At 47.4% G+C, this 14,506-nt stretch carries 12 protein-coding genes and 1 pseudogene; 2 read left to right on the forward strand and 11 right to left on the reverse strand.

The genetic code is table 11. The features are described 5' to 3' along the window. Positions 1-205 (reverse strand): glutathione S-transferase N-terminal domain-containing protein (locus CAG69_RS05480; RefSeq protein WP_202600706.1); only part of this gene is annotated, 205 nt, incomplete at its 3' end. Between the two features lie 145 nt (positions 206-350). Between CAG69_RS05480 and CAG69_RS05485 the strand changes: the two genes are divergently transcribed. Together CAG69_RS05485 and CAG69_RS05490 are read left to right on the forward strand one after the other, a co-directional pair. After that, entirely contained in the window at positions 351-926 is a 576-nt protein-coding gene (locus tag CAG69_RS05485) for a TetR/AcrR family transcriptional regulator (protein ID WP_005395660.1), read from the forward strand. A gap of 1 nt (position 927) precedes the next feature. Beyond that, positions 928-1,332: a PPC domain-containing DNA-binding protein gene (locus tag CAG69_RS05490; protein WP_161443076.1), complete on the forward strand. Its 405-nt coding sequence runs from the start codon at positions 928-930 to the stop codon at positions 1,330-1,332. A 101-nt stretch (positions 1,333-1,433) separates the two neighbouring features. On the opposite strand, the gene nirD is transcribed toward CAG69_RS05490, so the two are convergent. The 10 genes and pseudogenes from nirD to CAG69_RS05540 form a co-directional block, all read right to left on the reverse strand. Beyond that, a complete protein-coding gene (nirD, locus tag CAG69_RS05495) occupies positions 1,434-1,769 on the reverse strand; it encodes a nitrite reductase small subunit NirD (protein ID WP_012842169.1) in 336 nt (111 codons plus the stop codon). Beyond that, positions 1,770-4,287 (reverse strand): annotated as a pseudogene (gene nirB / locus CAG69_RS05500) (nitrite reductase large subunit NirB). A 10-nt stretch (positions 4,288-4,297) separates the two neighbouring features. Further along, positions 4,298-5,134, reverse strand: a complete 837-nt coding sequence (locus tag CAG69_RS05505) for an ABC transporter ATP-binding protein (protein ID WP_025539886.1) — start codon at positions 5,132-5,134, stop codon at positions 4,298-4,300. A gap of 11 nt (positions 5,135-5,145) precedes the next feature. Beyond that, a complete protein-coding gene (locus CAG69_RS05510; RefSeq protein ID WP_145535229.1) occupies positions 5,146-6,111 on the reverse strand; it encodes an ABC transporter permease in 966 nt (321 codons plus the stop codon). A gap of 337 nt (positions 6,112-6,448) precedes the next feature. Continuing rightward, positions 6,449-7,813, reverse strand: a complete 1,365-nt coding sequence (locus CAG69_RS05515; RefSeq protein ID WP_124007997.1) for a CmpA/NrtA family ABC transporter substrate-binding protein — start codon at positions 7,811-7,813, stop codon at positions 6,449-6,451. A gap of 265 nt (positions 7,814-8,078) precedes the next feature. Then, positions 8,079-8,660 (reverse strand): ANTAR domain-containing response regulator, encoded by a 582-nt coding sequence (locus CAG69_RS05520; protein ID WP_161443081.1) that lies wholly within the window; start codon positions 8,658-8,660, stop codon positions 8,079-8,081. A 73-nt stretch (positions 8,661-8,733) separates the two neighbouring features. Further along, complete coding sequence (locus tag CAG69_RS05525; protein ID WP_161443084.1) at positions 8,734-9,651, reverse strand: dienelactone hydrolase family protein; 918 nt, start codon at positions 9,649-9,651, stop codon at positions 8,734-8,736. A 170-nt stretch (positions 9,652-9,821) separates the two neighbouring features. Continuing rightward, positions 9,822-10,775 carry a glycosyl transferase family protein gene (locus CAG69_RS05530; RefSeq protein WP_161443086.1) on the reverse strand — a complete coding sequence of 318 codons (954 nt, stop codon included), beginning with the start codon at positions 10,773-10,775 and terminating at the stop codon, positions 9,822-9,824. Beyond that, the gene (cobA, locus tag CAG69_RS05535) at positions 10,772-11,677 is read right to left on the reverse strand and encodes a uroporphyrinogen-III C-methyltransferase (RefSeq protein ID WP_161443088.1); all 906 of its coding nucleotides are present in this window, start codon (positions 11,675-11,677) and stop codon (positions 10,772-10,774) included. The genes CAG69_RS05530 and cobA overlap by 4 nt, the downstream gene beginning before the upstream one ends. A 20-nt stretch (positions 11,678-11,697) precedes the next feature. After that, positions 11,698-14,361: a nitrate reductase gene (locus CAG69_RS05540; RefSeq protein WP_161443090.1), complete on the reverse strand. Its 2,664-nt coding sequence runs from the start codon at positions 14,359-14,361 to the stop codon at positions 11,698-11,700. Between the last annotated feature and the right edge of the window lie 145 nt (positions 14,362-14,506).

The following is a 14,506-nucleotide window of genomic DNA, read 5'->3' on the forward strand; positions in this document are numbered from 1 at the left end:
TTGCGACGCTCTCACAAATCGTCGTGCCATCTTCAAGCTCAAGCAATGGCACTTTTCCATTGACGCTTTTTTGCTTGAAATCTTCCGCTAGATTTTCGCCGTCACGCACATTTAAAGCGATGCGTTCAACATCGCCACCAATTTCCTTTAAAAAAATGCTAACTCGCTTACAACTTGGAGTTATCGCGGTTTCGTAGAGCTTCATTTTATATCCTTTTTTCTTTTTCTAACCGATTGGTTAGGATATACTGTAGCCAGTTTATAAACGATCAGTCAAGAACTTCATTTCCCAAAAGTTGTTCAATAAGTTTAGGAGTGGTTTGAGAAAAACCGCTCAGGTAGGTACGCATATGGCAAGAAAAGCCAACTTCGATCGAGAAGAAAAACTATTAGTCGCTATGGACGTTTTTTGGCGTAAAGGTTTCGCTAATACATCCATTTCTGATCTCACCGACGAGTTGAACATCAACCGCTTCAGTCTTTACAACACCTATGGTGACAAGCAACAGCTCTACTACGAAGCGCTCGATACTTACTTGAAAAAGGTCTCGCTACCCTCACTGAATGATTTGGAAAAAGACGACGCGTCTTTACCTGAGTTGGAATCGTTCCTCAAATCTTTTGCTGAGCTGCAACGCAAACGCAACTGTGGGTGTTTTATTCAAAATGCATTGATCGAGCACGCTGGTGAAGACGATGACGTACTGCGTAAAGGGCATTTTTTGTTTGACCACCTTATCGACATCATTGCAGATGCGTTGACCAATGCGCAGAAAGAAACCTTAGTGCCGAAAACGCTGAAACCAGAAGAGCTTGCTCGTTTTGTTCTCAACAACATGCAAGGCATGCGCGTACTTGGCAAAGCCAAACGTTATGCCGATTTGGATACGGCGCTTTCCTGCTTACTGGTATTGATTAGGAAATAACATGTCGATTGAAGTGATAGCAGTACGTCTTACCAAGGGCATGGATTTAAAGCTGAGCTTAGCGAAATTGGTCGAGCAGCATGGTATCAAAGCAGGCTCGATTGCTTCATGCGTTGGTTGTGTTTCTGACCTCAACCTTCGTTTGGCAGGTGCAGAGAGTACGTTAACCAAACAAGAGCCATTTGAAATCGTCTCTGTGATGGGAACCCTAACGCCTGAACATCAGCACGTTCATATCTCGGTGTCTGATCGTGAAGGACGAGTTTGGGGTGGGCATTTGCTGGAAGGCACAGAGATTGATACTACCGCAGAATTGATCATCCATTCTTACTCAGAACTTGAATTCACCAGATCGATGGACGACTCGACTGGCTATACCGAACTACAAGTGAATCATTCCAAATAGTAAAAGCTCCAGAGCCTCACCGTGTGGTCTCTGGACCTTTATTCGCTTGTCTCTTACGCTAAGAATTCACTTATTCCAAGCCAAGTTGCAATATTCGGGGGTTATTCCTCGACTAAGTAGCAAACCTGATTATCGTCGACCGTTACTCGCCACGTTTTTAGACAGTGCGCTTCGTCTTCCAAACACTGCCCACTCTTTAAGCTGAAATGCTGTTTGTACAGTGGTGACGCAACACACATCTCACCATCGATATCACCGACAATCCCTCGACTCATCACATAAGCCTTACCAATTGGGTCCCAATCTTGAACGGCGTAAACACCGCTATCAGGAATGCAGAATAACGCGACATGCTCGCCTTCAATTAACACAGTGGCACCGATGAACGGCATTAGGTCATCAAGCTGACACAATTTCACTTTGGTTAAAGCTGCCATTTACACCTCCTGTTTCACTGGAATACGCTGACCGCACACGTTGGTACGGCAAGACTTTACTGCCCGACGTGCTGTTCAAGAAAGGACGGAAGCGTTGCAGTTTCTGAGGGTTATCCAACGTACTCTTCCACTCACATTGATAGGTATCTACGACTCGTGCCATTTGTTCATCCAAAGAATCACATAGGTTGAGAGAGTCATCCAGAATAACTTGTTTAAGGTAATTTAAGCCCCCTTCCATGTTCTCCATCCACACTGACGTACGCTGCAAGCGATCAGCGGTGCTGACGTAGAACATCAATACTCGGTCAATCATGGTGATCAACTCTGATTTGGATAAGTCGGATGCAAATAAATCAGCGTGTCTTGGTCTCATGCCGCCATTACCACAAACGTATAGATTCCAGCCGTTTTCGGTGGCGATCACCCCAATGTCTTTACTTTGCGCTTCTGCACACTCACGAGTACAGCCCGATACGGCAAACTTAAGCTTATGGGGCGCTCGCAATCCTTTGTAGCGGTTCTCTAACTCAATGGCTAATCCGACCGAGTCATCAACACCATAGCGACACCAAGTAGAACCCACGCAAGATTTCACGGTGCGCACCGATTTGCCGTAGGCGTGCCCTGTTTCAAAACCAGCATCAATTAAGGTTTGCCAGATTTCAGGAAGCTGTTCTAACTGCGCGCCAAATAAATCCACGCGCTGACCGCCAGTGATCTTGGTGTACAGATCGTATTGCTGAGCGACTTCACCAAGTACGATGAGTTTGTCTGGTGTAATTTCGCCCCCCGGAACACGAGGCACAATCGAGTAAGAGCCATCTTTTTGCAGGTTTGCCATAAAGGCATCGTTAGAATCTTGTAGAGATTGATGCTGTGGCTCCATGATGTGTTCATTCCACAAAGAAGCAAACACTGATGCTGCTGTCGGCTTACAGATATCACACCCATGCCCTTTGCCATGCAGTGCGATTAAGGTGTCGAAGTCTTTGATCTGTTCCACTTGGCAAATATGGAACATCTCTTGCCGACTCAGCTCAAAGTGCTCACAAAGGTGGTTGTTAACCTCTACCCCCATGGCTGCCAATTGAGTATCCAATACCGACTTCACCATATTGCTACAGCCACCACAGCCAGTACCGGCTTTGGTATTGGCTTTAAGGTCCGTCAGGTTGGTAGTGCCAGCTTGAATCTCGGCAACTAAGTCGCCTTTTGTGACGTTGTGACAAGAACAGATGATAGCGCTGTCTGGCATCTCTCCGTCCAGCATTCCGGTATCAAACAGCAGGTTCGCCGCGTGGTCTGGCAGAACCGTTTTGTTCAAATAACACTGTAAGAGCGCATCGTAATCGCTGTTGTCACCGACGAGAATCGCACCAAGCAATTGGGTGCCGCTCGCATCAACCACCAGCTTTTTGTAGATGCCTGCAACCGCATCTTGCAAGACCATTTCTTGTGCGCCTTCGGTCTGCATTTGTGCATCGCCAATAGACGCCACATCCACCCCAAGCAGCTTAAGCTTGGTGCTCATGTCCGCACCTTTAAAACCTTCACTCGGCATTCCAGTCAAGACATCGGCAGTGGTTCTCGCCATGGTGTAACCGGGTGCGACTAAACCAAAGATCTTCTGCTCCCAAAGGGCACATTCGCCAATCGCGTAAATATTCTCATCGCTGGTTTGGCATTGGTTGTTAATCACAATGCCACCTCGCTCACCTACTTCTAGCTCAGCCAGCCTTGCCAACTCATCTTGAGGGCGAATGCCTGCGGAGAAGACTATCACATCAACTTCGAGAGGATCTTTGTCTTTAAACACCATACGATGCTTAGCCGTTTCACCATCGCAGATTCGTTCCGTACCCGTTGAGGTGTGTACTGTTAGCCCTAGCGCTTCAATCTTCTCTTTCAGCACTAAGCCAGCACCATCATCTAACTGTACGGGCATCAGACGAGGCGCAAATTCAATAACGTGAGTTTCTAGCCCCAATAGTTTGAGTGCATTTGCCGCCTCTAAACCCAATAAGCCACCGCCAATCACTGCGCCCGTTCTTGCGCCTTCACATGCTTTTTTGATTTGTGAAAGGTCATCAAGCGTACGGTAGACAAACACGTTGTCGCGGTCTTTACCTTCAATTGGCGGCACAAATGGGTAGGAACCGGTCGCGAGCACAAGTTGGTCGTAACCCAGCACATCTTCACCATCAAGCAGAATACGCTTTTGCTCTCTGTCGATGCCTGTTACTTGGCTGCCAAGTACTAGTTGGATGCCATGCATGTCGTACCATTCTTGGTTACTCAGCATCAAATCATCATGGGACTTACCCGCAAATAAAGAAGAGAGTTGTACACGGTCATACGCGATAAAACGCTCTGCACCAATAACGGTAATTCGGTGCTCCAAATGCGCGTTTTTCTGCACTAATTGCTCGACGAGGTGTTGCCCGACCATACCGTTGCCTACCACAACGATGTGGCTCAATGCGTTCTTTACTGGAATCGTTAAAGGACTGTTCATCGCTGCCTCCTTATGCCGTTTGCGCTGCGGTTTTGGATTTGTCTTCTTTCGAAGCAGGAATCTCGACTTTGGATTGCTTCTCGTAAAGGAACTTCAGCACCGCTTGTCGACACTTTTGATACTGCGCATCATCCGCCAGTGCTACACGCTCGCGAGGGCGAGGTAGATTCACTTCTAACACTTCACCAATGGTTGCCGCCGGCCCGTTAGTCATCATCACGATTTTGTCGGATAGCAGCACCGCTTCATCCACGTCGTGGGTAATCATGATGACGGTGTTGTTTAGCTCGGCTTGAATCTTCATCAGTGCATCCTGTAAATGCGCGCGTGTTAGCGCATCCAACGCGCCAAATGGTTCATCCATCAATAAAACCTTTGGTTGAAGTGCCAGTGCTCTCGCGATGCCGACTCGCTGCTTCATACCACCAGAGATTTCATCCGGCTTTTTGTGCGCGGCATGCTGCATTTGAATCAACTCTAAATAGTGATTCACTTGTTCCTGAATCCACGCTTTGCCCTTTTTGCCGGCAATTTGTTTTACTGCGAGCTCAACATTTTGATACACGGTGAGCCAAGGCAATAGTGAATGGTTTTGGAACACAACCGCACGGTCAGGTCCCGGCCCTGCCACTTCTCGTCCATCGACGATCACGCCGCCGTCTGTTGGCATGTGCAGACCCGCAACTAAGTTCAATACCGTTGATTTTCCGCAACCAGAGTGGCCAATCAGCGATACAAACTCGCCTTTATTGATTTGCAAATCGACGTTCTTAAGCGCGATGAATTCGCCATCTGGCGTTGGGAATCGCATCCCTAAACGCGTTAGATCTAATAATGCTTTTTCCATGATCTTTTCCCTTATCTCAACGCTTGTTGTTTATTCCAAGACAGCCACTTTTGAAGTTGCAGCATGCCTCTATCGAGCATCAAACCAATAAAGCCGATAGTGATGACCGCCACCATGATGCGACCCAATGATGCCGAACTGCCGTTTTGGAACTCATCCCAAACAAACTTGCCTAACCCAGGGTTTTGCGCGAGCATTTCTGCCGCAATCAACACCATCCAAGCGATACCTAAAGAGAGACGTAAACCGGTGAAGATCATTGGTATGGCAGAAGGTAAAACGATGGTGCGGATGTGCTGCCACCACGAAAGTTGGAGCACTTTACTCACGTTAACTAAGTCTTTATCAACGCTCGTCACACCCACTGCGGTGTTAATCAGCGTCGGCCATAAGCTACACAGCGCCACGGTGATCAGAGAGTTAATGAACGACTTAGCAAACATCGGGTCATCACTCACGTAAGTGGCACTCACCACCATGGTTACGATAGGCAGCCATGCCAAAGGTGATACAGGCTTGAGCAATTGAATGATGGGGTTGAACGCTTGATACAGTCCTTGATTCAGACCAAGCACGATGCCAAGTGGAATCGCGATAACCGTCGCCAGCAGAAAGCCCGCTGTCACAGTCACTAAGCTCGTCACAATTTGGTCGAAGAACGTCGGCTTACCTGTGTAAGGACGAATCTTCACTTCCGCGTCTGGATTCTTGGCTAACTTCGCAGCATTGCGCTTTTCCTGACGCTCGATAAACGCTTGTTCTTTTTCTCGCTCTTGCCAATGGTCATCGACAAGGTTGCTGAACTGCTGAAAAGTTTGCACAGGTCCCGGTAGTGTACCTAATGAGGTTTGCACTTCTCTCGCCGCTAAGTGCCACATTGCCAAAAAGATCAGCAAGCCAATGACGGGCAAAAGCACCAACCGACTTCGGTTCACTACCTGCTTAGCAGGAAAAAGGGAAATGACATTACTAGACATACTCACTCCTAAAAAATTTACATCCTTGTTACCACAAGCGAATCCCCTCGCCTGTGGCATCTATACCCAAGTGACCTCAAAGGGGCGGATTCAGAGCGTTGTCACTGATTCAAATTCAAGGCAAACAATGCCGTGGAAGAACCTTTTCTTTCCAAATTGTTTAACGATGAAGTTGTGTCAGTGACACGCTCCCACAGGGCGAGTTGTTTTTGCTTGTATACTTCGTTAACGACCTTCAATTTAGAACCACTAGATTTTCAACTCGTTGCCTCGTCTTCAAGCAAATACATTCTCGCTGAACCTCGCCTCTTGGGGTTACTTGGGTATACTGTTATGGTTAAACTTTGTCTTTTCCTTTAAGCCCGATAGAGAACTTCTCGAGATATTTATTTGGCTCACGACCGTCATAAACGATGTTGTCGATAAAGTGTGTTTGTGGCGCACGGAAACCATCTTCAGCACTGAAATCTGGGAAGTCTTTTTTGCTCAACACACCATCTTCAATTAGCGCTTGAGCCGCTTGTTGGTAGATATCTGGACGGTAAACCTCTTTTGCCACATCCATGTACCAATCATCGGATTTCTCGCTTGAGATTTGTCCCCAGCGGCGCATTTGGGTCAGATACCAAATCGCATCGCTGTAATACGGGTAAGTGGCGTTATGACGGAAGAACACGTTGAAGTCTGGCACGTCTCGTTTGTCGCCTTTCTCGTATTCAAATGTGCCCGTCATTGAGTTGGCGATAACTTCGGCATCCGCTCCAACATACTCACTTTTTGATAGCATCTTCACTGCTTCTTGGCGGTTGGCATTGTCGTTTTCATCCAACCAATGTGCAGCTCGAATCAAGGCTTTCACTACGCGAATGTGCGTGTTTGGATACTTCTCAGCCCAAGCTTTGGAAACACCAAATACTTTCTCTGGGTTGTTCTTCCAGATTTCGTAGTCGGTCACGACGGGCGTACCAATGCCTTTGAATACGGCTTGTTGGTTCCATGGTTCGCCTACGCAGTACCCTTTGATCGTGCCCGCTTCCATTGTCGCTGGCATTTGTGGTGGCGGTGTAACACTCAAAAGAACGTCAGCATCCAACTGGCCACTGTTGTCACCGGATTCTGGAGCATAAAAGCCTGGATGAATCCCACCTGCCGCTAACCAGTATCGCAACTCATAGTTGTGCGTCGATACAGGGAACACCATACCCATGTTGAACGGTTTACCTTTATCCAGATAGCTGTCCACAACTGGTTTTAAGGCATCCGCTTTGATTGGGTGAACAGGTTTGCCATCTGGTTGTTTTGGAATGTATTGCTTCATCTGCTCCCAAGTATCCTTGGAAACCGTGATTGCGTTGCCGTTCAAATCCATACTGAACGCGGTAATCACTTCCGCTTTTGTGCCGACACCAATCGTTGCGCCCAATGGCTGACCAGCAAGCATGTGCGCACCAGCAAGCTCACCATCGATAACTCGGTCTAAAAGCACCTTCCAGTTTGCTTGCGCCTCTAAAGTTACATACAAGCCTTCGTCTTCAAAAAAGCCTTTCTCATAAGCAACCGCCAGCGGTGCCATATCGGTTAACTTAATAAAACCAAACTTCAGGTCTTCAATTTCTGGCTCACCCAACTCTGCCTTTACGCTGACCGCGGTGAATACCGATAACGAAATTGCTGACACTTTCAGCATCGAACTCCATTTCATTGGTTTGCTCCCATAAAAAAAGCGCCACTACTCCGAAGAGCAGTAGCGCCGTTGCTAAGTCTACAATTACCGCCGTTGATAATTGAGATAAGCGATTCAACAATAAACCCGTTTTAACTAATCCAAGTACTGTGCCAACTTATTTTCTACTTTAAATACAGCACATTAGAGTCTACCCTCGTAACCAAGCAACTGTTTTTGCTTGCTGTTAGTGCAACACGCACCACGGTAGAATTTCTGCCATAACTCCAAAGTAGTAGAGAAGTTAATCCATTAACTGCAATGCCGTAATCAGATTCTTCGCCACTTGAGAGAGCGTTTGACTCGATTGCATGGCGGAGTTTCTTAACGCTTTATAAGCCTGCTCTTCATCAACGCTGTGCATCTTCATCAGCAGACCTTTGGCTTTTTCCACCAGCTTGCGCTCTTCGATCTTATGGGTCAGCAATTCAATTTCCGATTGCATACTTTCGAATTTCGCTCTCACTAATGTCGCATGTTCAATCCAAGGTTGAAGTGAAAACTCGCTATCGTGCGGTATGAGAACATAGTCCATTTTTTCTGATAACCGATTGATATCATTAGATGATAGTTGCTTCAACACGATAAGGAGTGGTGCCGATTTTCTGCGACAGAAATCGACAATCAAACGCAGTTCCGCCGTCGGCTGCTGCCATCCGACTACAACGCTTGCAGTGCTCTCTCTCTGCATCAGCGTTTCTAGTTGCGCCAATTGGCAGCCAACGATGTTGTCGTAATCTTTGCTCAACAAGCCGGACAGTCGAGCCTGCTCTTGAAGGCTATCACAGCACACTATGATGGGTGTTTTTGACGTTGATCGAGTCATGCACATTCCTTGTTTATATCTCACTCACTAAGAGAGACATAACAAGGACTGTGCCAATTAAAGTTGAAGCATTTTAACTAGAGGTAAGATGTTCTTTGAAGAAGCCTAGTGTGCGTTCCCACGCGAGCGCCGCTTCTTCTGGTGCGTAGCGTGCCGTTGAGTCGTTGTGGAAGCCATGATTGACGTTTTCATACATTAACGCCTGATATTGCGCATCGTTCGCGATCAATTGCTGCTCATAGGCAGGCCATGTGTCGTTGACGCGCTTATCGAGCCCTGCGAAGTGAATCATCAACGGCCCTTTGACCTGCTTTTGAATCTCTTGCGCCGCTGGTGTTCCGTAGAAAGGCACACCTGCATCCAGCTCTTCTGGCATTACCGCTGCAAGCATATTGACGATGTATCCACCGAAGCAGAACCCAACTGCGCCCAATTTACCGTTCCCACCCTCGTAGTGTTTAATGAAATTAGCAGCAGCAATAAAATCTTGTTCGATCTTGGCTCTGTCCATCTCTTTCTGCATGGCGCGACCTTCATCGTCGTTCCCCGGATAGCCACCGAGTGGATAAAGCGCGTCAGGAGCGAAAGCAATAAAGCCGTCTTTCGCGAGTCGTCTGGCGACATCTTTGATGTATGGGTTTAGACCTCGATTTTCATGAATCACCAACACTGTCGGCGATTTTAAGGTCTTCTTTTGTGGCACAACCAAATAGCCGCGACCTTCTCCATGTCCATTGGGCGAAGCAAAGGTTTCATAGGTTGCTTTGATCTCAGGATCATTAAAGGAAACTTGCTCTGCGAGTGCATAATTTGGAGTCAGAGCATCAACCAGGGCCGTCATACTAAAACCTAAAACAGCGAGGCCACCAAGACGGTTGAGAAACTCTCGACGAGAGATTTTGCCATGTGCGTATTCGTCATACCAATCGAAAGCTTCTTGTGGAATGGGATGTGACGCCTTGTTGTTAGAATTTGAGTGCTTTAGAACCATTATCCTTGTCCTCATTTCTTATCGAAAAGTAAACTCATCACGCCTCACTGATGTTTGCCCCAACCAGCTGTGAGACACTTCAAGTGATAAATACATCACTGACAAGCTTACACAAACAATAGATAAAGGATTCCGATCCAACAACGTTTCGCGGTTAGCTCGTCACAGGATTAACTGCCACAACAATAGTTTTCCCAATAAGCAAACGCACGTTCAAAGGCCCGCTCCCTATCGTGCACTTGAGCAAAGAGCACAACTGTCATCGTTGCCAAAACCGTATTCGCCATTTGATTCATGTCATCTTCTGACGTCCCAAACGGACAGTTCGTAGGCATTGGCACCTCAGACAGCATTTGCTCCGTCCAGTAGTGCGATGTCACGCCGCTTGTTTGGCTTAGCCAAACAGTTTGACTTACTTTCGGGTTGTATTCTGACTCACCCGATTGTCCTTTGAATGACACAACGGCGTGAGCGGTTTGACCGATTTCATATTCAACTTCAGCATGAAGTTGTTGGAATCCAGGATGGAAGCTACCACGAATACCAACCGTCGCCTGCCCCGGATTCAATGCACGAACCACGGTATTAATCGGCGTTCTAAGCCCATAACGATTCTTCCAACCGATCATGGTTTCTGCTTGTGGAGCAAACGCACTCAGCGGTAGATAAACGATGTTTTGTGTTTCTAACACACGCTTTGCGTCTTCTGCTGATTCCGCTTTCTCGATAGCAAACTTGTCGAGGTAATCTTCGGCGTGTAAACGTCCAGATTGACGGTCGTGATAGCCGTGCATCAGCACTTTATGACCATTATCGGCGAGGATCTTCGCTGCCAACAGGTGCCAAGGTTGACCTGCCGCTTCACGTTTACCTGCATAACATGGCCAGTCGATGTCTGCCCCAATAGCAGGCATGCGAGATTGGAATGCTTTCACAAAGCCAGCGATTTCTTGTTGAGTCTCGTTCTGTACACGAATCAGCATCAATAACATTGCCATCTGATCGTCGTCGCACTCACCGTTTAGGTATTCATCCATAACTCGAAACGCTTGGTCAAAGTTCAGTGGTTTTCTACCACGTTCGCCACGACCGACTGTTCTAATACATTCCAAAATGCTGCTCATATTCCCTCGTATTCCGTCACTGACTGTACGGTTTCTATTAGTTGTTCGCGCAGTTTGACAACTTCTCCCATCACAATCAATGCTGGGCTCACGCCTTTAAGTGTAATCGATAAATCATTGAGCTGATTGAGTTGTGTAACGTGCACTTGTTGTTGAGGGCTGCAACCATGAGTGATGATCGCGACAGGGAAATCTTCTCTCAAACCGGAGCCTAATAAACCCGTTTGTATTTGCGATGACTTTTCTAGCCCCATATAGAAGACTAACGTTTGTCCGCTTTGCATCAGTTGGCTCCACGCTTCAAATGCGCCTGTTACCACTTGCCCCGTCACAAAGGTAACGCTACGAGCAACGCCACGATGAGTCAGCGGAATCAAGCTGTTTGCTGAACATCCAATCGCAGCGGTAATGCCGGGAATGACTTCGTACGCGATTGAGTATTTGACGAGCGCTAATGCTTCTTCGCCTCCACGGCCAAATACGAAAGGATCTCCCCCTTTTAAGCGCACAACTCGCTTTCCTTGCAGGGCGAGCGACACCATCAAGTCACAAATTTCTTCCTGACCAATACTAGGTTGTCCGCATCGTTTGCCCACGTAAATCCAATCGGCTTGTGGCGAAGCCAACTCCAAAATATCTTTGTTAACCAAACGGTCGTACAGCAGAACCTCTGCCGACATAATCGCTTTCACTGCCTTTACGGTTAACAAGTCAGGATCGTGCGGCCCAGCTCCGACAATCGAGACAAAACCTTTGTGGTTCGCGTCGAGGTCTATTGAATGGTCTTCTAAAAGTTGGTTCAGTTTGCTTGCTTGGTCATGCTTAGAAAAGCGAGACGAGCGTTCTTGATTCTGACTCGCTTGTCCTTTCTTAAACCAAGACTTTTGATAAGGCGCTTCCATGTGCTTATCCTCTTTATGACTTACTTTATTTGAATAGCCAGACTTTGCTGGCTCGCTTGCTGTTTGCCCTTTTGATGCTGATGGCTGTCGACCATCTGTTTGATTTGAGAAACACACGAGCCACAGTTAGTACCGCATTTGAGTTTGTTTTGCAGTTGGGTCAGTGACGTGCAGTCTTGTTTCTCCATCGCGTCATGTATTTGTTTATCAGTAACTCGGAAACAACTACAAACCAGTTTGGCACTGCTTTGCGATTGAGTGATGGTAAGAAGCTGCGATAGCTCCATCGGCTTACCAATCAAGCCGGTAAAGTTGGTGTAGTCGGTTTGAATCGGTTCACTAGACACCACCAAAACAGAACGAATGATACGAACGTCTCCAACAAGGTCGTAATCCACCGCTAGCCAACCTTGGGCAATATCTATCGCAATTCTGCGACTCTTTTCCGTTCGACAAAAACTCTGCTTTTTTGGTCGTTCATCGTGTGCAAAGCGCCAGATGCCCAAATTGCTTTCTGCTTGAAATGCGCTGTAGAGAAACTTGCCGGAATCAAACTGTGTACCGATGAACATACCGTAGGTTTTTACCGCTGCGTCTTGCACTTCAACATAAGACGACTTAAACGCAGGTTGCCCAGAAATAGGGTCTTTTGCGCTGTTTACTATCGCGTTAACAATGCTTTCACCGCCATATCGACCTGCCCAATGCATTGACATAAACAGTTCTTGAAAACCTAAACCTTCATCAATGGCAACTTTGGCATAAATACCGGTGTTTGAAGTAGGCTGAAACAGCTTGGTGAGTTGTCCTGCTTTTAAGCGATTTTGAGTGGCGGAGAGTGTATTCATGTACACGGTTGGCTCTAACTCAGAGGCGGCTAGGTGTGCGATATGCCCTGTACGCGTCATGGTATGCCATTGGTCACGTTGCCTGCCCGTATTGAGCCACCAGCCTTTTGTTCTCTCTAAGCGTTGAGGTAATTCGCTGGTCACGACAAAACGCGCTTTACCATCTGGGTGCGAATAGATGCCATCAGCAAAAGGGCGCTCTCCTCCCCATTGTGTCGGCACCCACTCTTCGTATTCTTGCTCGGTTAAGTTGGCGTATTGAGAAAGATCTAGCTTCAATGGCGAATCTGCATTCATGCCTGTCATCGCCGCATATTCCCTGAATACCGCCCGCTCTGAAGTAAACGCAAAACCATTTTGTGTCTTTTCCAATGCACACAGAGCTTGTCCGACTTGGCTTATCGCCCACCAATCTGACTTTGCTTCACCCGGAGGCGTTTGAAACTGGCGCTGCCTTGAAAGTCGACGCTCAGAGTTGGTGACCATACCTTGTTTTCCCCCCCAACCAGCGGCGGGCAGCAACAGGTCCGCGTAATGCGCTACATCCGAATCCGCTGTGATATCGGAAACAACCACAAACGGACAAATCTCTAGTGCACGTTTTACCAATTGGTTATCTGGTAAAGAGACAACGGGATTGGTTGCCATGATCCAGAGAACTTTAATCTCACCACGTTCTACCGCCTCAAACAGTTCAACGGCTTTTAAACCGGGTTGAGTGGCAATTTCTGGTGAATCCCAAAACGCCTGCACTTGCTTGATAGACTCTGCGTCAAAAGCACGATGAACCGCTAATTGGTTTGCCAAACCACCCACTTCTCGCCCACCCATCGCGTTCGGCTGACCTGTAATAGAAAACGGCCCGCAACCTGACTTGGCAATTTTACCTGATGCCAAATGTGCATTAATAATGGCATTGCCTTTATCGACACCATTTTCGGCTTGGTTAACCCCTTGGCAAAACAGCGTGATTGCGGTTGGGCTTTGTGCAAACCATTGGAAGAATGTCGTGAGTTTTTCTTCTGAAATACCAATGGAAGACGACAGATTAGTGACATCGTAACGCGAATCAGAGACTTCTTCTGCAAGCGCATCAAACCCGTCGGTATAGGAATTTATGTATTCAGAATCAATGCATTGCTGCTCGACAAGAAACTTCAGCAGCCCATTGAATAACGACACGTCTCCGTCGTTTTTAATCGGTAGATGCAAATCCGCTTGCTGTGCGGTGACCGTTTCACGCGGGTCAATGACCACCAGCTTGAGGTTAGGATTGTTTTCTCTCGCTTGTTGAATACGTCGGAATAAAACAGGGTGCGTCCAAGCGGTATTAGCACCGCAGATGACCAGCAGCTCGGTATTATCAATGTCGTCGTAATTGACAGGAACGACATCTTCGCCAAATGCTCGTACATGAGCCGCAACCGCCGAAGACATACACAAACGCGAGTTCGTATCGATGTTTGCGCTGCCAACATAGCCTTTCATGAGTTTGTTGGCGACGTAATAGTCTTCAGTTAACAACTGCCCTGACACGTACATCGCGACGGAATCCGGTCCAAACTCCGCTTTCGCTTGATGAATCTTCTCTGCAATCAGATCCGTGGCTTGTTGCCATTGCACTTCTTGCCCTTGAGGTCGCTGCTTGGTGACAAGCTTTGGATACAGCAAGCGCGAAGGCATATTCAAGCTCTCTGCCAACGCGACGCCCTTTACGCACAGTGAGCCCGCATTTGCAGGATGACACGCATCCCCAACGATTCCTTTCGCATTGACCTCGACACCACATCCAACACCACAATAGGGACAAGTGGTTTTTTTGCATCCTTGCGACATAACACCTCCAGTGCGATTCAGCCCAACTTACTAGCAAAAAAAAGCCTCTCCCGAATCGAGAGAGGCAGCAATGCCTTTAACGCTGTTAGTACATTTTCAAAAAGTAATACCCTATACCGCTCTCGCCTGCTATTGAGAGCGGCGC

Source organism: Vibrio sp. V43_P6S15P86 (assembly GCF_009904725.1).
Classification (GTDB): domain Bacteria; phylum Pseudomonadota; class Gammaproteobacteria; order Enterobacterales; family Vibrionaceae; genus Vibrio; species Vibrio diabolicus.